Origin of the sequence: Streptomyces sp. NBC_00414, assembly GCF_036038375.1 — a bacterium.
In the GTDB taxonomy this organism is placed as follows: domain Bacteria; phylum Actinomycetota; class Actinomycetes; order Streptomycetales; family Streptomycetaceae; genus Streptomyces.
The window spans coordinates 10109655-10128963 of the sequence record NZ_CP107935.1 but is presented as its reverse complement, the minus strand read 5'-3'; the positions used below and the strand labels follow the sequence as shown (position 1 = coordinate 10128963).

The following is a 19309-nucleotide window of genomic DNA, read 5'->3' as shown; positions in this document are numbered from 1 at the left end:
GGGAACCGCCGAACCGGAGGCGATCTGCCCACGGCGGCCGCGAACGCTTCGCCGAAAGCCCTCAGCGGGATGCGCGTGGTGGCGTGATCGGTTCGAGCAGGCGGCGCGGGGTGTTGATCGCGGCGGACACCGGGTCCTGGACGGAGTCCGACGGCTGGAATCCGGGGCCGGTCTCCAGCCGGATCTCCGGAACCCGGACGGCCGAGCCGCACTCCTGGCAGCGTCCCTCGGTGTCGAGGAAGCCTCCGTCCTGGTCGTGGCGGAGGACGCGCTTCCGTCCGTCGGGCGAGTAGAAGGCCTCGCCCCAGTTCATCAGGGAGTGCACGACCGGCCACAGGGCGATGCCCTTGGCGGTCAGCCGGTACTCGACGCCGCCCGCGCTGTCGTCGTCACGTGTGAGTACGCCCTCCTGCACCAGGGACTTGAGTCGCGAGGTCAGGACGGCGCGCGGGATCCCGAGCTGCGTGGCGAAGTCCCCGAACCGGCGCACCCCGTAGAACGCGTCTCGGACGATCAGGAGTGTCCAGCGCTCTCCGACGACCTCCAGAGTCCGCGCCAGCGGGCAGTTCCGGTCCGCGTAGGTGTTGGGGAGCGTCATACGCCGATTCTAACAGAGCCAGTTCACTCACCGAACTGGTGCGTGCTACGGTGACGAGCAGAGCAGTTCAGTCACTGAACTGTCGGGATGTCGAGCTTCAGGAGAGCGGCCCATGTACCAATTCCTGGTTTCCTTCACCGTCCAGCCCGAGCACCGCGACGACTTCGTCGAAGCGGCCGGGCGGACCGCGCGCGACTCACTCGCGAACGAACCCGGCTCGCATCGGTTCGAGGTCATCGCCGACGAGGAGAATCCCGACGTCTTCTATCTGAACGAGGTCTACGCGGACGTCGACGCCTTCAACGCGCACGCCGGTGGCCCCTACTTCGCCGCGTTCTTCGCGCAGGCCAGTGCCTACGCCGAAGGCCCGACATGGCTCATGAAGGGCAACCTCGTCGGCGACAAGGCCGCCGCCTGAGCCGAAGCCCCGGCCCGGTCGACTCCCCGGCCGGGTCGGTCCACCCCCGACGAACCAGGAGGTTCACCATGTCGTCCGTACTCGTCACCGGCGCGTCCAGAGGTATCGGCCGGGCCATCGCCAGCGAACTCGCCGGCCGCGGCCACCGGGTGGTCGCCACCGCACGCCGTCCGGACCAGCTGGCCGACCTCCCCGTCGACCGGCGCCTGCGCCTCGACGTCACGGACCAGGAGAGTGTCGACCAGGCCATGAGGGACGCCGGCGACATCGACGTACTGATCAGCAACGCCGGGGACACCGTGCGCGCGCCCCTGGAGAGCGTGCCGCTCGCGGAGGTCGAACGGCTCTTCCAGCTCAACACCCTGGGTGCGTTGCGGGTGGTCCAGGGCGTGCTTCCCGCGATGCGGGAAAAGGGCGCGGGGCGGCTCGTCTTCATCTCCAGCATCCAGGGTCGCCTGGTGCTGCCGATGATCGGCCCGTACGGCGCCAGTAAATGGGCACTGGAGGCGCTCGCCGAGACACTCGCCATCGAGACAGGTCACTTCGGCGTCAAGGTGAGTGTCATCCAGCCCGGCGCGGTCTCCTCCGGTGGTGCTGAACGCGCCCATGTGTTCGTGAAGGAGAAGGACCCGTACGCTCCGTTGCTCGACGCGCTCGGTGCCCTGCGCGGTGAGTCGGTCACCCCGGAAGCTGTGGCCTCCGCCGTGGCCGACACCGTCGAACAGGACGAACCTCCCCTGCGCGTACCGGTCGGCGCGGCCGCCGAGCGCGTGCTGGCGGCCCGCAAGCAGGCTCCGGAGAACGAGCCTTTCCTTGCGACCGAGATCAACTGGTAGCAGGCGGCGGCCGCGACGGTCCATCCCCGTGCACGCGGGGAACAGCCGGAACTCCGTCGGCCTGCTGATCGCGCTGCGGACCGAGGGCGGTGCTCCCACACGGGCCACGCTTCTCGTCGAGCAGCTCCAGTGGTGCACGCTGGGGCTGTCCCGCAAGGTTGAGGTGGGCGGTCGAGAGACCGAGAGGTTCGCCGCCTACCCTCCTGTTGTGCAGTTGCCTCGCAATACGTCGAACGTCACCCACACCCTGGTGGCGGCATTTCCGACCCGTCTCGCCGGTGACGTACAGAGTGCCCTGGCGGTCATGCCGAAGACCAGCTCCGCACCGATGATGCCCTTCGAGGTCGAGGTGCAGGGCGAGACCGTCGCCATCCCGTCGCGCGTCTACAACGAGGAGCCGGACGCCGGGTTCGAGCGGGCCCTGTCCGGAACCCAGCAGATGATTTTGCACTGCCTGTACTCCCGCCACCACGATGGCCGGGTCCGCCAGCGGCACCTCGATCAGCTCACGGCGGCGGGTGAGCCGTGGGTGGTTCCGTTCGTGGTGCAGTTGGCCGGCGAATACGTGCTAGAGATCATTGAGTCGATCGGCCGGGGACTGCCCGGGCTCGCGGAGCCGGACTCACCGCAGCGCCGGCTCTACGGGGAGTTCATCGCTCGCAACCCGGCCTTCTTCGCCCGCACTGAGCGGCGCGTGGTGAGCTACTGGTCTTGCTACTACCGCTGGAAGTACGGAGCGTTCGGGATGTATCCCGGATGTGTCCTCCTGGAAGCGTTCCGGGCCGCTGCTGTGGAACAGGTTGGCACGCGGTGGCCGCGGCACACGCCGCCTCCTGGCGGACACTGACAAGGCACCCCCTGCTTGTGTGCGCGGTTGTGCTCCCGCTTCCAGCTGGGCAGCTCCTCGCCGTAGGAACGGCGGTGCGGCATAATCGATCCGGTTCCTGGACGGCCGACGTCAGCCAGCACGCTCGTCCGACCGACCACTGCCTTGCCCCCCGCCCCCTCCCGGGCTTCGCGGTCGTTCCGGTTGCCCGGCAGCGGCCTCCCGACCACAACGAGCAGGCGAGTGTCGGCGTCGATGACGACCTGGTGATCGGTGGAGGGTGAGCCGGTAGTTCTTCGCGCGCGCGGCCACCGCGTGATCGCGGGTGGGCACCAGCGTCCCGTTCACACACACCGATCCGCACGTTGCCGACCAGGGCACAGCCCAGGCGGTCCAGCCTGCGAGGTTTCCCTTTCTCAGGAGCGTGTGCGGTCCGTCAGGAATCGCAGCCGGTGCCGTCGCCGTCACGGTCGAGGTGACGCGCGTAGCCGGGTTCGCCGAGGTGGACGGGCGCGGCTCCGGCGGCCCGGGCCGCATCGCAGTTGGCGTAATAGGTGCCGTCGCCACCGCTGTCGTCGTTGTCTGCGCTGCCAGTGTCCACGGCGGGTTGCGCTGTCACGGTCTCGGTGACCTTGGTCTTGACGGTCTTCGTTTCGGTGACGGTGGGCGCAGGCTCCGCCTTCGGGGACACTGTCACGGTGGTCGTGACGGTTGCCGTGGGGTGAGACGTGCCGGCCGCGGTCCGGGTGTCGTCAGCAGGGTCGGGGGTTCCGGCACCAGCTCCGATGCCGAGGAAGAAGGCGAGACCGAGGGCGGGCAGCACGTAGCGTTTGCGTGCCCATCGGGGAGCGGTGCGGCTCGGCTGCGGAGCCGGCGGTGTGGTGTACGGACTGCTCACGTGTCCCCCTGCTGATGTGGTGGAGAAGTGAGGATAGGCCCGTGAATGCCGGACAGAGTGCGGCTATTGGCGGACAGTGACTGTTCCGTGATGTGATTGCCCGGTTGTCGCCGAGACTGTCCGGAGTGACGGCAGCGGCCTCGCACTGCTACCAGGGCACGCGCCACGGCGACCGCACCCGCTACAGAAACGGCGACCATGACCGAGGTACACGACGCTGTTCCGGCGATCAGCCTGACCAAAGTGCAGGCCCAAGCCCCGAACCTTGTCAGTCTCTACAAGACCGCCGGCACCAGCCTGCGCACACACGGCCTTGAGGGAGTGCGGGCCGCGGTATATCTGGTCCTGGACCGGTCCGGATCGATGCGGCCGTACTACAAAGACGGCACCATGCAGCACTTCAGCGAACAGGTCCTGTCGTTGTCCGCCCATCTCGACGACGACGGCACCGTGCCTGTCGTGTTCTTCTCCACCGACATCGACGGATCCACCGACCTGCACCTGGGCAACTACCCGGGCCGCATCAACAAACTCCACGAGAACCTCGGCCACATGGGGCGTACGAACTACCACTGGGCCATGGACGAGGTCATCGACCACTACCTCGAATCAGGCAGCACAGACCCTGCGTTGGTGATCTTCCAGACGGACGGCGGGCCCACCAGCAGGGCTGCCGCCGAACGCTACCTGTGCAAAGCCGCCCGCCTGCCGCTGTTCTGGCAGTTCGTCGGATTCGGCGACCCCGACGACAACGAGTTCGCCTTCCTGCACCGCCTCGACACCCTGGCCGTACCCGCCTGCCGTATCGTCGACAACGCAGGCTTCTTCCACGCCGGCCGCGACCCCCGCACGCTGGACGACGAACTGCTGTACGACCGACTTCTGCAGGAATTCCCGCACTGGCTGACAGCCGCACGCAGCGCTGAAGTCATCACGTAAACGTTGAAGCTCCCCGTTTGATCAGTTCGCCAGTCCGCAGTGGTCCGCGTGGCCGCCGACGATCAGCAGGGCGATCAGAATGTCGAACAACACGTCCAGGTTCTGTGCTGAGCAGTCGAACTCCCGCCTCCCTCCGGAGACGCCGGAAGGCTCGGGTGCTTGAGGAACCGACGCAGCTAGGGATCGTCCAGGAGGGCGGAGGCTGCGTCTGACCCGCCTGCGGAAGAGCGCCGTCAAGTCCTTCTCCGCCGGACCGCACTGGCCATGCCACGTCAACAGGGTCGGATGCCCTGCGCCCGGCCCGATAGCCTGCTGCCCCCGGGTGTGCCCCCATGGCCCTTCCAACTGCCGGGCGCCCGTGGTGATCTATAAATTTCGACGTAGAGATCCGTCATTGTCATGGGAGCGACATGCGTGCGCAGAAGCAGTCCGAGCGGGCCACAGAGGCCGGCCCAGGGCAGCGGCCGGTACTGAAGGCGAACCATCTGTCGCCGCACGACCGGAGCCCTCAGGGGGTGCTGGCCCTGCAACGGATGGCGGGCAACGACGCTGTGGCCCGGACCCTCACGCCGGTGCAGCGCATGAACACGGCGACCGAGCCGGCCGAGGAGGTGCGGCACATCCACGACTTCGTGACGGAATTGCTCGGCGCGGCCGACAAACTCATCGGTGACGCCAAGGGCTTCGCCTGGCGCTTCAAGGCGGCTCCGGCCCGGCAGGCGCACCTCGACAAGCTCGGCCAGACGCTCGACAACGCCGAGCACATGGTCTACCGGCAGTTCCGCGACGATCCCGGGGGCAGGGAGGACAACGCGAAGAACACCGGCCTGAAGGAACTCCTCGACGCCGTCCAGAAGCGGCACTTCTCCTACGCCGAGATCCTGCGGAACAACAGCGGGACGCGACCCGTCGGTATGGACATCGACGCCGACGACACCGAGGCTCAGGACGAGCTGTCCCAGACCTGGTCCCGGGTCGTCAGCGGGCAGGGCATCGCTACGTCGGACAAGCCCCGCCCGGTGGGCGACGACCGGGATCCCGCCGCGCTGCCCGGGTACGGCACCCAGATGCTGTCCGCGCACGCCCGGCTCCTCTCCCGACAGCGTGGCCGCGCCCTGGTGGACGATCTGACCTCGCCGTCGAACGCCCACTCGCCCATGGTGAGTGTCGTTCCCTACCACCCCGAAGTCGTTGACGCGATAGGGAAGACCGACCTCGCGGCGCAGGCGGACTCCAACTCGATGCCCGACGCGCGTGCCGCCTCGGCGGACCGGCCGAGCGCCGGTTCCAGCACCACGGTGACCGCGCCGCACGACTTCAAGGACAGCGAGGGGGCCAAGCCGGGCGAGGCCATCTCCCCCTTCTTCCTGCTCTACGGCCACGAGCTGATCCACGCCCAGCACAACAAGCACGGCATCAACGTCGCCGCCTTCGACGACGAGGAGACCGCGACCGTCTCCGGCACGGAGTCGTCGAAGCTGCTGCACGCGGGCAAGGGGATGCGCGTCACGACGGAGGATCAGTTGCGGGACGAGCACTACATGCCTCGCCGGGGCGGCTACACATAGCCGGAGTCGGAGAGACGTGCTCGGGGCGGAGTCGGCGGGCGTGGGCGTGGCCATCGCCATGTGTAGGGGTGCCTGTGTGGCCTTGGTCAAGCGGGTGGCAGCGTCGGCCTGGGGTTCGATCTTCTGCGTGGGGCGTGAGACTGTCTGGTCGTGTCGGAGACGAGGAGTGGGTTGGAGGCGGCCCTGGTTGAGGCCTCGTCTCCTTCGTGGGCGCAACGTGTTCGTGCCGGGCGTGACCTCGCTTCCTTCGCTGATGTTCCCGAGGCTGCGGAAGCGTTGGTGGGGCTGTTGCTGGACGTCGAGGACACGGCGGTGACCCGGCATACGGCGGAGGCGCTGGCCCGGGTGGGGACGGTGGCCGCCGTAAGGCTCATCGCTCTCGCGGTTGCCGAGGCTGCCGACCACCAGGCTGATTGGCTGCAGACCGGGGTACATGACGCGCTCGTGGGGCCGGATGGTGTGCTGGACGTCGCGGCGGTCTGCGGGCAACTCGCCAGGGACCCGGAAGCAGCTGTCCGTCGGGGTGCCGCGGAGGTCTCGGCGTGGGCGGACGGCACAAGATGCTGATGTGACTCGAGCTGCCTGTGGGCTGGTTCATGCAGCCATCGCGTGCGGGACGCGGGGTTCGTGGAAGGTGCCGTCGCCGCGAACTGATGGGGTTTCGGTTCGCTCTTCCACAGGTCGGCGAGCATTTGCTCCCGCTCGGCCGACCGACATGGCCGCGAGGTCGTAGTCGGGGTCTTCGCATCCCGAGCTGAGGAGCCGGTGTGTGTCGTCGAGGACTCCCCCGCCTAAGCGTTCGACGAGTTCCTTGTCGTCGTCGGGCAGTCGGCTGTCGTCGGTACGGTGCGCGCCGCAGCCAACTCCCGTCGGTCGCCCCGGATCGGCCGCCACCACCGCTCTTGATCTGGAGCGCGCTCCAGATCCGACGATGGGTGGCATGAATACCACCGCCTCTCAGATCGTCCTCGGGACCATGGACTTCGGCACTCGCGTCGACCTTGATCGGGCCTTCGCGATTCTCGACTCCTTCGTCGCCGGTGGCGGTGTCTGGCTCGACACCGCTAACTGCTATTCCTTCTGGGCCGACCCCAGTGGCGTCGGAGGCGCCAGCGAGCGCCTCATCGGCGCGTGGCTCCGGGCCCGCCCGGGTGCGCGCGACGTGGTGCGGATCGCGACGAAGGTCCGGCAGAATCCGCTCGTGCCGCATTCCTGGCCCCAGAGCGCCGAAGGACTCTCCGCCCGCGCCGTTCACGCCGGTACGGAGGAGAGCTTGCGACGCCTGGGAGTCGATCACGTTGACCTGCTCTGGGCCCACGCCGAGGACCGCGCCGTACCGCTGGAGGAGACGGTCGGCGCCTTCGGTGAACTCGTCGCCAAGGGTGTGGCGTTGCAGGTCGGGGCGGCCAACCATGCCGCCTGGCGTGTGCAGCAGGCCCGGTCGCTGGCACGGGAGCAGGGCGTGGAACCGTGGACGTCCCTCCAACTGCGCCACTCACTACTCCAGCCGCGGCCCCTCACCCCGGTGGCCGAGGCAGGCCACCGCATGCTCGGCGCCGAGGACCTGGACCTCGCACGGTCGCACGGGCTTGCCGTGTGGTCGTACAGCTCGCTGCTGTGGGGTTCCTACGTGCGCACGGACAAGCCGCTTCCGCAAACTTATGATCATCCCGGAACGACCAGGGTCCTGTCGGTCCTGGACGAGGTCGCCGACGAGCTGTCGGCCACACCGAACCAGGTCGTCCTCGCATGGCTGATGCGGCAGGGGATCGATCCCATCGTCGGCGCAAGCCGGGTGGAGCAGATCGAGGAGGCACTCGCCGCGCGCCGCGTGCGGCTCGGCGACGAGCATCTGGCGCGCTTCGCTGAAGCGCGGTAACCCGGTCACCCGGTCACCCGGTCACACAAGGAGTCCCATGACCATCCTCACCCCGGCGGCGACTGTTGACCGCACCGGCGTTTCGATCGACACGCTGCGCTACTACGAGCGTGAAGGGCTCATCGGACCGATCCGGCGCTCCGCCGGCGGGCGCAGGGAATACACCGAGGAGGACGTCTTCTGGATCGGCCTGGTCACGTGCTTTCGCGACGCCGGCCTGGGCATCGCGGACCTGCGGGAGTTCGTCGCCATCCTGCGCACCGAGCACTCCGCGCAGGACCGAGTGGTCTTCCTCCGCGAGCGCCGTACCGCCCTGGAGCAGCGGGTGGCGGCACTGCGCCGGGCCATTGGAGTCCTCGACGAAAAGATCGACTACTACAGCTGAACCGGGAGCCCTGCCCACAGCCATCGCCCGCAGGGCGCACCCTGGTCCAGGGGGCCCACAGTGCATGAAGTGCAGCCCAGTGTCCGACCCCGTCGGTGATGCCTGTCATGTGCGGCTCGGGTGAGGGTGCCGCACCGGTCGCGCCCGGGTTGGTCAGGCGCCTCCTGGAGGCAGAGCGTAACGTCGACGACGTTGGGTAGCGCGCTCCGGGATGTGCGCCTCATCGACCAGTCAGTCAGCAGCTGCAGATCGGTCAGGACTTCGTCGGCGTCGGCCATTGGCGTCACCTGCCTGTCTTCTCAACGGTTCTGGCTCAGCTTGGGTGGTGTGGCCACGCTCGGTAATCAGCGGATGGCTGGGGCAGTGCGGGTGCCTGAGTCAGAACGGCGGGTCTTCGCTGTATCAATCGGTCCAGTTGCCTACCCAGGAGGCGCGTTCGGTCCTGAGACGGGCATGACGTTCGCGGGCTGCGACGTCGGCTGCGTTCTCCAGATCGCTGGTGTCGTGACCCCATGCCTTCAGCGCATCCAGGACGCGGTCTCGGTTGTGGCGATCAGTTCTGGTGGCCGGCAGACGGCGGGCGTGATCGGCCAACTCGGCCCGATGCTCGGCGAGAAGGGGCTGCTCTGCGAGGGGGATGGCGGCCACGAGAGCTGCGTTGCGTGCCTCCGAGCTCTCGTGGCCGAGGAAGGGCTGGACAGCAGAGAAGATCACCGGTCGCAGGTCCCGAAACGCGCGCATCCCCTCGTACTCGTCGAGGAACCGCTCGCCAGCGGGAAACCGCAGGTAGGAGCCGTGACCCCGGGCGGACCACGCTCCGCAACCCGGACACGAGGCGCCTGCGGCGGTGCACCGCACATCAACACGCACTAATGCGATGTGCACGTCTACCGACAGCACCGCAATGTGGGCGATCGACGGGAACAGCAGCTCCTCCAGCCGGAGCAAGGTCTCATTCACAGCCCCGAACTGGAGGCCCAGTCACTCACGCCAATGCTCGCCTTGAGGCAACTTCCCGAAGTCACAGCAGGAGGTCAGTTGTTACTCACCGTGCACTGAGCACACAAGCTGAGCCAGATCCTCCTCAGCTGCACACCGGCACACAACCCGTATCTCTCGAAAGATGGGCGGCGCGGGGCCCGGCGCTCACCTTTCGAGACGAAGAAATGCACACCATGATCGCCGAGCCTGGATACGGGGAAGGTGAACAGCAGGGAACTCGTGGAAACGGCGACGGGAGGCGGCGAGTGAGCGAGCAGCACGGACGTGACTGGACGAGCATGACCCCGGACGACTTCGACCAGGATGCGCCACTGCGTCCGGACGTGCGCGCTGGGCCAGCTGCCGTCCTGGCCGTACCCGACGAGTGCGGCACGGCTCCGCTCTTCGGCGACGAGACTCCCGCCGCACTCCCCCAGGGCGCGAAAAAGCGTCCGTCCCCGCACTTCGATCAGCCCGAACTGTTCTGATCCCGGGCCCACCTGCCGACACGGTGCGGGTCGTCACTGGCAGGCAGACAACAGTCCGGGAACAACCTGGCGCGGCGCACGGTCGCCGTCGGCTACAGCGGACACCTGTACGCGCTGGAGCGGACACCTGTACGCGCTGGGGCCCCCAGCCCCCTCCCGACGACCTCGCGCGCCTGTCTCTCATCTCAGCTTCAGTGGAACGTCGTTGAGCATCCTGGAGGCGGTTCCTCGAAGTGAGCGTTCTCCCGTGAGAGCACGTTGTGCAGCCGGCGCCAAGAAGAGGACGCCGCAGCTGCCCATGTGCCACTCTGATGGTCGTGATCATCAGAGTGAGTGAGGCACGCGTACGTCCGGAACGTTTTGACGCATTCCGCGACATGATCGTCTCCGCGGTGCGCGACTTCCCCGACCGCTATCCAGGTCTGGTAGACCACGAGGTACTGCTCGCGCCGCCTGACTCACTGCTGTACGTCAGCCGTTGGCGCAGCGAGCAGGACCTGGCCAACTACGCCGGCGAGCACTGGCGGGACCAACCCGTGGTCCTGCCGGGTGAGGACGAGTACCTCGTTGGGCCGCTGCAGGTGCGGCACTTCACGCTCGCATCTTTGACCTGACTCCCGACCGCCTGAAGGTGTTCTCCATCGTCGGCGGTCACTCCCGGCGACCTCTGCACGGAAGTCGCGCCAGAACCGAACATCCTGAACAAAGCCGCCAAGTCAGACGTCGGTAGTCGGCCCGAGGATGTCCAACCAGAGGTCGAAGACGAAACGCGTGCTGTTGGGACCACCCTCCAACCACCACGTGCTCACTGTCGCAACGTCGTCAGCGACCTCTTCGATCGTGCACTGGATGCTGGTCGGGCACGGGTAGGGCGAGGTCGGCTGCAGGTCTCCGTCGAAGTAGGCGGTCTTACCCACCAGCTGGTGGGGGCGGTCGTAAACGTCCGCGAACTCCACCAGGATGAGGCCCGGTTGTGGATCGTCGGCGAGCCAGCAGACAGCGGTGGCGGGCAGTTCGCAACCATCACCCTCGCCCAGACCTGATCCCATGGCCGCATATTACCTATCGAAGGTCACATAGGGCTTACAAATGCAGGGGCAACCCCGTTCCACCCCCACTACTAGGGCGTGTTTGAGAGGTTGATCAAGGTCGTGCCACGATCTTGGGATGGCTCGTGGTGACCTGACGAACAAACAGTAGGTACGGTTGGAGCGACTGTTGCCGCCGATTCCGAAGATGGGTCGGCCGCCACGGGACCGGCGGCAGGTCCTCGACGGGATCTGATGGCGTGCTCGCACCGGTTCGCCCTGGCGGGACATACCTGAGCGGTACGGCCCGTGGGAGACCGCCTACACGCTCCTTCGTCGCTGGCAGATCGACGGCACCTGGGCCAGGTCTTGAAGAAGCTGCAGGTCAAAGCCGATGCTGCTGGACACACCGAGTGGGAGGTGTCGGTCGATTTCACAATCAGCCGGGCCCACCAGCACGCCGCCGGGGCTCGCAAAGCGGGCTGCCGATCCAGGCCGACCAAGTCCGGACGGGCCGGCGGCCGAGCCGGACGACCACGCACTCGGCCGCTCGCGAGGTGGCCTGACCACCAAGATTCACCTGGCCGTCGACGCCTCCTTCCACGTCCTGACCGCCGTCGTCACCGCTGGACAACGAGCCGATGCCCCGATTTTCACCGAGGTCATGGACCGCATCCGCGTTGCGCGGATCGGCGGCGGACATCCGCACACTCGACCCGCCGGCGTACTGGCCGACCGCGCCTACTCCTCTCGCCAGATCCGCGAGTATCTGCACCGTCGGCAGATCCCTCACACCATTCCGGAGAAGCACGACCAGGCCGGCCACCACCGACGCCGAGGTTCGGCCGACGGCCGCCCACCTGGCTTCGGCCATGAGAAATACAAGGCCAGACACAAGATCGAGTGCCGGATCGGTCTCCTCGAGCAGGCACGAGGTGTCGCGACACGCTACGAGAAACTCGCCGTCCGCTACGAGGCCACCATCCGACTCACCTTGATACGCCAGGCGCTGTGACCACATCGCAACCACGACCCAGGCGCCCTCCAGCGGCTGCAATACAGTTGGCCCACCATGCCCGAACTCTTCGGAATCAACCATCTGACTCTGTCCACAACCGACCTCGACCGGCTCGTGACGTACTACACGGAGTTGCTCGGAGCAGTACTCACATTCGAGCGCGCCGCAACCCCTGCTGATCCTCGGATCGCAGTCGTCGATGTCGGCAGCGATGACCACCTGATGATCGTCGAAACCACTACCGCCCCCACCACTGATCTCGATCCTCTCAGCAAGGCCGGATGGGGGCTGCGCGTAGGAACACACGCGCAACTGCGTGAGGTCCGCGACCAGATCCTGGCCGCTGGATGGCCGGTCGGACAGATCGAGACCCTGCCCACGCAGTGGACGATGACAGCCCGCGATCCCGATGGACGGCCTGTGGACGTTCGAGCCCATCGCCCACGCACCTCATCGCCTTCACCAACCACTGGCTAACAGCTACCCCCGACTCTCCAAACACGCCCTAGGCTCTCAATCACGATTGATCATTTGGGGGGGCAACTTCCCCCGCCGTCAGAGAGATTTTCCCGCTCACCCAGCGTTGTCACCACCGAACCTGAGGCCAGAACCTGACTAGGGTTTCTGGCTCAGCCTGTGTGGTGAGGGCACGTTGAGTAAGCGGTTGGGCACAGGACCCCAGGCTGGCTAGGCTCTCGTCATGAGCGGTCCGGTGTTGGTGATTGAGCTGGCGAAGCCCGTCCCACCCGTATCCATGCAGCGGCTCCGGGACCTCCTTGTCCGTTCCTCATCTCACTTTGAGGAAAAACGGGTCGGCGAGTACGACCTGAACATTCACGCGGAGAGCCTCGGCATCGCCGACACCGGCGGCATCGACGGACGCCGGCCTGTCATGGTCTCTCTCAGGGGACCCGGCATCGGCGACGAAGCCGTCTTCGAGGCCGAGCATGCCGACGAGACCGAGCAGGAACCCCTCATCGGCTTCATCCCGACCCACGCCGTCGACGTCATAGCGTTCTGTAACGGGCCGGTCGACCACGTCGCCACGGCCCTGTTGACCGCTGCCGTCATGGACGTGATCGGCGGCGTCGCCAATGCCGAACTTCTTGAGGATCAAATCCCGATTGTGACCGGCCTTCCAGGCGTCATCGCGACGATGACGGATCCGTGGCCTGCCGCCTACGGTTCAGCGGATTTCCTCAGAGCGTGGGCTCGGCAGCCCGGCTTCCGGCTCCTGAAGTAGCTGCGGGCCAGTGAGTTTTCGTGCCAGAAGCACGCTTGCGTACAGGGGGAAGCCTGCTCGGCCGAACGTCCGCCGCCTCAGTCTTGATCCGGTTGACGTGGCCTTCGACGGCGCCGGATTTCCATACCTGGCTCCGGCGGACCCCTGGGAGGTGAACTCGTGCTGACACAGGTCGAGTTCACCGGAGAGACACCTCCGCACAACCCTTCGTACGCCTCATGAGTCACAGCCCCGGAAGCCCCTTCCCCTTGTTTTCCCTTTTGACTACGGGAGTTGCCCTGTGCGTGTACGTACCCTGGCCGCCACCGCCGCAGTAGCGGCGCTCACCGCCACCGGTCTGACTCTGCCGCTCGCCGGAAGCGCCGTGGCGGCAACGACTCCGCGGTTCGACTTCAACGGCGACGGATACGCGGACATCGCGGTCGGCATGCCCAACGCCACGGTGGACGGCAAGGCCAAGGCCGGCTACGTCAGCGTGATCTACGGCGGCGCGCAGAGCCCGTACCAGTCCACCGGCGTCATCAGCCAGGCCGAGGCCGGCATTCCCGGCACGCCCGAGGCGGGCGACCGCTTCGGCTCCTCCGTGGCACCCGTCGACGTGAACGGCGACGGCGTCTTCGAACTCGTCGTCGGCGCGAGCGGCGAGTCCCTCACCTCCGACCAGCTCAAGGACGAGGGCACCATCACCGTCCTGGACGGCTTGCAGTGGCAGCCCAAGGGCACCACCGTGGCCAGGGGCACGTCCGAGTACAGCAGCATCGGCCGCACCATCGCCACGGGCGACTACGACGGCGACGGTGACACCGACCTCGCGTTCGGCGAGAACGGCGAGGAACACGGCGCGCTCCGGTTCCGCCCGGGCCCTCTCACCGCCGACCCGGTGACCACCAGCACCCTGCGCCGCTACAGCATGGGCGGCGCCACCCGCGCCCTGGCCACCGGCGACCTCGACGGCGACGGCCGGGACGACCTCGCCGCCACCTGGCAGGGCGTGGAGGACGCCAGCACCTTCATCACGCGCTGGGACGATCAGGCCGAGCCGGCCCAGTGGTACGCCGACTCCGACCGAGGCAGCGCGCTCGCCACCGCCGACTTCGACCGGGACGGAACGGACGACCTCGCGGTCGGGCTCGTCCAGCCCAACCCCGATTCGGAGAGCACGCATTGTGAGAACCGGCTCGGCGGTGCGGTGCTCCTCCTCAAGGGCTCGAAGAGCGCGAACTTCGGCACCGAGTACGAGTGCATCACCCAGTCGAACCCGGAGGTCGGCGGCGCCTCCGAGGAAGGAGACGACTTCGGCGCCTCGCTGTCCGCCGGCGACCTGAACGACGACACTCGTCCTGAACTGGTGGTCGGCGTGCCCGGCGAGGACGTGGGCAGCGTGAAGGACGCGGGCGGATACGTCACGATGAACGGTACGGAGCAAGGCCCCTACGGAGGGCTGGCCCGCAGCCAGAGCACTCCGAACATGCCCGGCACCGCCGAGGCCGGCGACCGCTTCGGCGCCCAGGTGTCCGTCGGCGACTACAACCGTGACGGACTGTGGGACACCGCGGTGAGCGCACCAGGGGAGAACGCCGGTGAGTCCAGGTCCGGTGGCGTCTGGTTCGCGCCGGGCAGCACCGAGGAGACGTACCCGCTGGGCAAGTCGTTGACGCCTTACGGCTTCGCGCTGCCCTACGGCGCCATCAAGTACGGCGAAGTGCTGGGGCTTTAGCCGTTCACGCGCCCTCCGGCACCTGGCTCTTGCCTTCCCTACGTGTGCGCTGGACCACCTGGGCACCCTAGGAGATCAGGAGCCTCTCGGCCGCCCTGCCCGGCTCCGCCGCCGTCCTCGCATCGGCGAGGTTCGGGCTCCGGGCGGCCGTCGCCACGTCTGCGGCGGCCACCTGGAGCCCGAGCCTGGGGCCCGACCTGAACCGTGACGGGTACGTTCATGTCCTGGTCGGCTGTATCGCGGGACGTCGACGGCACGAAGCCGCGGGCCCGCGAGCGTGCGCCACTACGTCAGTCGACTGCGAGTCACTGAATGACGGAGGCGCTGAGCATTCCGTGCTCGATCGTGGCGCTCCGACCAGTTCCAGCAGCGGTCCGGTCGGACTGAGGCAGCCCCGCCCGGCGGGGAGGCGAAACGGGGCCGCCTGCGAGAGCGCCGTGAGCTCTCCGGTCGTACGGCGCTCGATGAAGCCGCCGGACTCCGGCGACGCCCTCCAACAGCGACTATCTCACCGCCCCGCGTGCCCATGGCATATTCCAGCCACATACCGGAGCCCTCACCAGTGCGCCAGCGCGCGCGTGAAGAGACGGCGGGCAGCCAACCAGGAGGCGACCAGCTTCGCGTGCCCGGCGATCTCAGTAGATGCTCAGGCCGTACGCTGACAGCCACTCGACCACGGGCTGGTAGTAAGTGAACCCTCCCGAGCTGCAGTTCCCGCTGCCGCCGACGATGACGCCGAGCGCGATGCCTCCCGAGAAGGCCGGACCTCCGGTGTCTCCCGGCTCGGAGCAGATGGTGGACCTGAACAGCCCGGACACCACTCCCCCGCCGTAGTTGACGGTGACGTTCACCGCCTGGACGCTGCCACAGCGGTATCCGCCGACCCTCCCGACATGGCAGAGCGACTGCCCGATCACGGGATTCGCCGCGCCGGAGATGTCACGGGTACCAGCACCGGCGCCCAGCGAGACCTCACCCGGGTAGGTGACCGCCGTATTCGTGTACCGGACAGTCGCATAGTCATTGCCCGGGAAGCTCACCCCGACAGTGACCCCGACGCTGACAGTCAGAGCGGCATCGGCGTACCAGGTGTTCGCACCCTGAGCGCACCGGCCCGAGACAAAGGCGTACAGCGTGGAGCCGGAACGGGCGTTGAAGCCCACCGTGCAACGGGTGCCCGCGCTGTAGAGCGTGTCACCCCCACGCACCACGACAGCCGCCTCCCGCCCTGCCCGCTCCCCGGCGTGAGCGGCCGACCCGACAGCGACGGACCCGCCGAAGAGCAATGCCAGTACGACAACGGCACGAACAACGACTCGCAGAAGCCTCACGGAGCGTATGACAATCACGGCGACCCCCTACAGCATGTACCTGCCAGCATGCGGCCCCCCGGACCCCGATGACCAGGCCGAAAAACGCCAACCGCACACCACCGGGAACGGGGGGGAACACCAAGAAGCCCTGCATCCCTCCACGCCAACATCACGGGCTCGCGCGGAACGCGGTCGCTGTCGTGTGATGCTCGCATCATGGCTGATCACCCCGAGGTTGCCGTCGTCCGCTGGCCCGACCAGACCCCTCCGATCGGGGACGGCCTGGCCGCCTTGCTGACGGCCTACCATCTGCGGACCGAGGCCGAGAAGGGCGCACCAGTTGCCGGTGTTGCAGAGCTGCCGGATCGCTACCGGGCAGAGATCACCGACCCTCGGACGGCATTCGCCGGGGATGTCGTACTGGTGGCTCGCCAGGGGGACGCCACCGTCGGGTGTCTTGTAGTGACCTCCCTCGCACACGGGCAGTCGGAGATCAAGCGGCTCTGGACCGACCCCGAGTTCCGCGGCCGGGGCATTGCGTCCGCCTTGCTCCGCGCCGCGCTCACTCATGCTGCGGAGAACGGCGTGGACACCATCCGGCTCTCGGTGTGGGAATGGCGGACCGGGGCCATTGCCCTGTACGAACGACTCGGCTTCACCGTCACCCGGTCATGGGACGAGCGGGGGCAACTGGTGTGCATGCAACGTGCTGTATGAAAGGCCACGACAGTGCGCCGACGGCCGCGACACGGCGAGATTCGGCCCCTGCCGACCCAGCGCGGTTGCGCGGCCGGATGCAGACATCCGGCTGTGTAGCTCGCTGACGTTGCGATCGCACGGTTGATGCACGGGCGACGGAGGAACGGTCCACACCCACCCAGCAGATCCGTACGTCGTGTGTACCGCCATGCCGGAGGGGGGCGAGCGTGGCGAGCAGGCGGTCAGTAAAGCGCCGTGTACTCGCTTCGCGACGGGCGGGGACGACGATCCGGCTCGCCTCGATGTCGTCGTGAAGGCGCACCATCTGTGTGACGGCGCGCCTTCAGGTGGCGGCACAGAGCGCACAAGCCTCCAGGCGCGGGACCTGCCCGATCGCGCGGTGCGGCCTATGCGCTCTCCCGGCCGTCGGACCGACGCGTCAGCGCAGTCCGGCGAAGAGGTCGTTCTCGGAGAGGGCCGCGCCGGTGGCGTCCTGGACGCGTACGAAGGTTTCCACGCCCATCAGTTCACCGAACCTCTCCTTGCCCATCTTGAGGAAGAAGATGTTCTCGCCCTGACTGGCGTGCGCGGCCAGCGCGTCGAACTTCTGGCCGCTGAACGCGGTGGTGTCCACCCACGTGCTGATCTCATCGTCGGGGAGGCCGATCTTGGCCATCTCGGCGGCCTCGGCAGGATCCGGCTCCGGCATGTCCTCGTGGAACTCGCGCATGATCTCGCCGAACCGCTGCATCATCGAGCGGGGCATCGTGGTCCAGTACACCTTCGGGGTCAGCGTGGTCATCTCCAGCGCCGCCATCGTGATGCGGTGGGCCTGGATGTGGTCGGGGTGGCCGTAGAAGCCGTTCTCGTCGTACGTGACGACCACATCGGGCTGGTAGTGCCGCATGAGTTCCGCAAGCCTGGCGGCACCTTCCTCCACGGGGGTCTGCCAGAAGGATCCGGGGGCCTCGTTGCTCGGCCAGCCCATCATCCCCGAGTCGGCGTAGTCCAGCGTCTCCAGATCGCTGATCTTCAGGACATCACAGCTCTCCTGAAGTTCTTGACGGCGCATCAAGGCGACGGCCGCCGGATCGTGACCGGGGTCGCCCGGCTTGACACCCCCCGGCCCATCGCCGCAACCGCCGTCGGTACAGGTCACGAGAACCGTGCGGATGCCTTCCGCCGCATACCGTGCGAGGACCCCTCCGGTGCCGGTGGCCTCGTCGTCGGGGTGGGCGTGCACTGCCATCAGCGTCAAAGGCCGGTCAGTCATGAAAAATCCTTCTGCAGAATTACGTCAAGGTATGAAAACGCGGTGCTTGTACCGCGATCCCGGGGCCCGGATCCTGGCGCGGCGGACAACCTTGCGGTCTCCGTGTCCCCGTGCGGCGCCGGTGCCTCGCTCGATACAACCGTGCCGACCGCACCTGCTGTTCCCGGTGCGGCCCGTTTGGCCTTGTGGGAATCGGCGTTTCGACGCGACTGACGCACAGGCGCGACCTGCACGCCTCGGCGCCACGTCGATTCCGACCTCTTCCGGCACCGGACATGAGATTCCGGCACGAGACACGAGATTCGAGACCCTACAAGATCGCATCGGATGTTCGGGGGTACGGAGCGCACCGTACCGGCGAGGCTCCACGTTCGGGCGATTGTCGGTGGCACCCGACAAAATGCCCGCACGGCCGTCGTCACCACGGCAGGGGGCGTGGAGAAAAGGTCACCATGCGCGAATTACTCCATTTCGAACGCCTTCACGCGAACGAACAACTGCGCTCGCCATCCGGGCGGTATGTACCTCGTTACGGCGCAATAGGCGTCGCCGTGATCACGGACACGGACTAGCCCAACTGCACCTGCACCGCCGCCCGCGGATCCGGCGGGCGATCCGCGACGACATCGACGAGGTCTTCCTCACTCCCGGATGCGTACTCACCTTCTGGCCACGCCTGAACTCATTGCCAGTAGGTTCCTGACCGAGGTGTCGTCGCCACCTCGTTCGGCCACGTCCGCCGGACCCGGACGAGTTGCTCACGCAATTCGTCCACCCAGCCGTTCCCCGGATCCAGTACGACGGTGACGGAAACGCCGGACTCGACACTGTCGTCGACCGTGACGACGGGACGGGGCACCGAGAATTGTCTGTCGGCCTCGATCCGGATCTCGGTGTCGCCCATGGCCGTCCAACGGATGCCCTGCCTGTCGGAAAACCCCTCCAGGGCCGTGGACCAGTCATCCAGGGCTTCGGGTGACAAGCACAGCCCGAGGTGCCCGCCGGCGAAGGCGCCCGTGATGATGAGCTCGGCACCGAGGTAGTCGTTGTACGGCGTGTCCCCGGGCCTGTTCCGCCCCAGTACGCGTAGTCGGACGCTGCCGTCCCGGTCGATCGGGCGGATCAGGCGGATCAGGCGAATCAGGTCCACCCCGTCACTCATCCCCGCGCCCTCCCGGTACTCCTGATACCGCTATTACTCC

The 19309-nt window shown here is 67.3% G+C and carries 21 protein-coding genes and 2 pseudogenes; 15 read left to right on the top strand and 8 right to left on the bottom strand.

All coding sequences use genetic code 11. The features are described 5' to 3' along the window. Window positions 1–61: 61 nt before the first annotated feature. Window positions 62–598, bottom strand: a complete 537-nt coding sequence (locus OHS59_RS43370) for a winged helix-turn-helix transcriptional regulator (protein ID WP_328498842.1) — start codon at window positions 596–598, stop codon at window positions 62–64. Window positions 599–710: 112 nt separating this feature from the next. Here OHS59_RS43370 and OHS59_RS43365 point away from each other — a divergent pair, with 112 nt between their 5' ends. The 3 genes from OHS59_RS43365 (at window position 711) to OHS59_RS43355 (ending at window position 2699) form a co-directional block, all read left to right on the top strand. Then, a complete protein-coding gene (locus tag OHS59_RS43365; protein WP_328498841.1) occupies window positions 711–1016 on the top strand; it encodes a putative quinol monooxygenase in 306 nt (101 codons plus the stop codon). A gap of 68 nt (window positions 1017–1084) precedes the next feature. Further along, window positions 1085–1852 carry an SDR family oxidoreductase gene (locus OHS59_RS43360; RefSeq protein ID WP_328498840.1) on the top strand — a complete coding sequence of 256 codons (768 nt, stop codon included), beginning with the start codon at window positions 1085–1087 and terminating at the stop codon, window positions 1850–1852. A 28-nt stretch (window positions 1853–1880) separates the two neighbouring features. Further along, window positions 1881–2699: a hypothetical protein gene (locus OHS59_RS43355; protein WP_328498839.1), complete on the top strand. Its 819-nt coding sequence runs from the start codon at window positions 1881–1883 to the stop codon at window positions 2697–2699. 11 nt (window positions 2700–2710) lie between these two features. On the opposite strand, the pseudogene OHS59_RS43350 reads toward OHS59_RS43355, so the two are convergent. Together OHS59_RS43350 and OHS59_RS43345 are read right to left on the bottom strand one after the other, a co-directional pair. Beyond that, window positions 2711–3026: pseudogene (locus tag OHS59_RS43350) on the bottom strand (IS5/IS1182 family transposase); the annotation flags it as partial. A gap of 88 nt (window positions 3027–3114) precedes the next feature. Beyond that, window positions 3115–3576: an excalibur calcium-binding domain-containing protein gene (locus tag OHS59_RS43345; protein WP_328498838.1), complete on the bottom strand. Its 462-nt coding sequence runs from the start codon at window positions 3574–3576 to the stop codon at window positions 3115–3117. 198 nt (window positions 3577–3774) lie between these two features. Here OHS59_RS43345 and OHS59_RS43340 point away from each other — a divergent pair, with 198 nt between their 5' ends. The 5 genes from OHS59_RS43340 to OHS59_RS43320 all read left to right on the top strand — a co-directional run bounded on the left by OHS59_RS43340 (window position 3775) and on the right by OHS59_RS43320 (window position 8347). After that, entirely contained in the window at window positions 3775–4515 is a 741-nt protein-coding gene (locus tag OHS59_RS43340) for a vWA domain-containing protein (protein ID WP_328498837.1), read from the top strand. Window positions 4516–4925: 410 nt separating this feature from the next. Beyond that, window positions 4926–6083: a hypothetical protein gene (locus OHS59_RS43335; protein WP_328498836.1), complete on the top strand. Its 1158-nt coding sequence runs from the start codon at window positions 4926–4928 to the stop codon at window positions 6081–6083. 171 nt (window positions 6084–6254) lie between these two features. After that, window positions 6255–6650: a hypothetical protein gene (locus OHS59_RS43330; protein WP_328498835.1), complete on the top strand. Its 396-nt coding sequence runs from the start codon at window positions 6255–6257 to the stop codon at window positions 6648–6650. 373 nt (window positions 6651–7023) lie between these two features. Continuing rightward, the gene (locus tag OHS59_RS43325) at window positions 7024–7962 is read left to right on the top strand and encodes an aldo/keto reductase (protein ID WP_328498834.1); all 939 of its coding nucleotides are present in this window, start codon (window positions 7024–7026) and stop codon (window positions 7960–7962) included. A 37-nt stretch (window positions 7963–7999) separates the two neighbouring features. Then, window positions 8000–8347, top strand: a complete 348-nt coding sequence (locus OHS59_RS43320; RefSeq protein ID WP_328498833.1) for a MerR family transcriptional regulator — start codon at window positions 8000–8002, stop codon at window positions 8345–8347. A gap of 402 nt (window positions 8348–8749) precedes the next feature. On the opposite strand, the gene OHS59_RS43315 is transcribed toward OHS59_RS43320, so the two are convergent. Next, window positions 8750–9307 (bottom strand): hypothetical protein, encoded by a 558-nt coding sequence (locus tag OHS59_RS43315; protein ID WP_328498832.1) that lies wholly within the window; start codon window positions 9305–9307, stop codon window positions 8750–8752. A gap of 287 nt (window positions 9308–9594) precedes the next feature. Between OHS59_RS43315 and OHS59_RS43310 the strand changes: the two genes are divergently transcribed. Both OHS59_RS43310 and OHS59_RS43305 read left to right on the top strand, forming a co-directional pair. After that, entirely contained in the window at window positions 9595–9816 is a 222-nt protein-coding gene (locus OHS59_RS43310; protein WP_328498831.1) for a hypothetical protein, read from the top strand. Between the two features lie 311 nt (window positions 9817–10127). Beyond that, window positions 10128–10430 (top strand): antibiotic biosynthesis monooxygenase, encoded by a 303-nt coding sequence (locus OHS59_RS43305; RefSeq protein WP_443061599.1) that lies wholly within the window; start codon window positions 10128–10130, stop codon window positions 10428–10430. 102 nt (window positions 10431–10532) lie between these two features. Here OHS59_RS43305 and OHS59_RS43300 read toward each other — a convergent pair whose 3' ends face one another. Further along, window positions 10533–10865, bottom strand: a complete 333-nt coding sequence (locus OHS59_RS43300; RefSeq protein WP_328498829.1) for a hypothetical protein — start codon at window positions 10863–10865, stop codon at window positions 10533–10535. 157 nt (window positions 10866–11022) lie between these two features. Here OHS59_RS43300 and OHS59_RS43295 point away from each other — a divergent pair. The 4 genes and pseudogenes from OHS59_RS43295 (at window position 11023) to OHS59_RS43280 (ending at window position 14822) form a co-directional block, all read left to right on the top strand. Beyond that, window positions 11023–11859, top strand: a pseudogene (locus OHS59_RS43295) (IS5 family transposase). Between the two features lie 57 nt (window positions 11860–11916). After that, window positions 11917–12339: a VOC family protein gene (locus OHS59_RS43290; RefSeq protein ID WP_328498828.1), complete on the top strand. Its 423-nt coding sequence runs from the start codon at window positions 11917–11919 to the stop codon at window positions 12337–12339. Between the two features lie 223 nt (window positions 12340–12562). Further along, window positions 12563–13105, top strand: a complete 543-nt coding sequence (locus tag OHS59_RS43285) for a DUF6368 family protein (RefSeq protein WP_328498827.1) — start codon at window positions 12563–12565, stop codon at window positions 13103–13105. A gap of 280 nt (window positions 13106–13385) precedes the next feature. Further along, complete coding sequence (locus OHS59_RS43280; RefSeq protein WP_328498826.1) at window positions 13386–14822, top strand: FG-GAP repeat protein; 1437 nt, start codon at window positions 13386–13388, stop codon at window positions 14820–14822. 635 nt (window positions 14823–15457) lie between these two features. Here the strand turns inward: OHS59_RS43280 and OHS59_RS43275 are convergent. Further along, a complete protein-coding gene (locus tag OHS59_RS43275; protein ID WP_328498825.1) occupies window positions 15458–16153 on the bottom strand; it encodes a S1 family peptidase in 696 nt (231 codons plus the stop codon). Window positions 16154–16351: 198 nt separating this feature from the next. On the opposite strand from OHS59_RS43275, the gene OHS59_RS43270 reads away from it, so the two are divergent. Beyond that, a complete protein-coding gene (locus tag OHS59_RS43270) occupies window positions 16352–16852 on the top strand; it encodes a GNAT family N-acetyltransferase (protein ID WP_328498824.1) in 501 nt (166 codons plus the stop codon). Between the two features lie 421 nt (window positions 16853–17273). On the opposite strand, the gene OHS59_RS43265 is transcribed toward OHS59_RS43270, so the two are convergent. Together OHS59_RS43265 and OHS59_RS43260 are read right to left on the bottom strand one after the other, a co-directional pair. Next, on the bottom strand, window positions 17274–18107 hold the full coding sequence (locus OHS59_RS43265; RefSeq protein ID WP_328498823.1) for a PIG-L family deacetylase: 834 nt from the start codon (window positions 18105–18107) through the stop codon (window positions 17274–17276). A gap of 682 nt (window positions 18108–18789) precedes the next feature. Then, window positions 18790–19269 carry a DUF5959 family protein gene (locus OHS59_RS43260; protein WP_328498822.1) on the bottom strand — a complete coding sequence of 160 codons (480 nt, stop codon included), beginning with the start codon at window positions 19267–19269 and terminating at the stop codon, window positions 18790–18792. Window positions 19270–19309 lie beyond the last annotated feature (40 nt).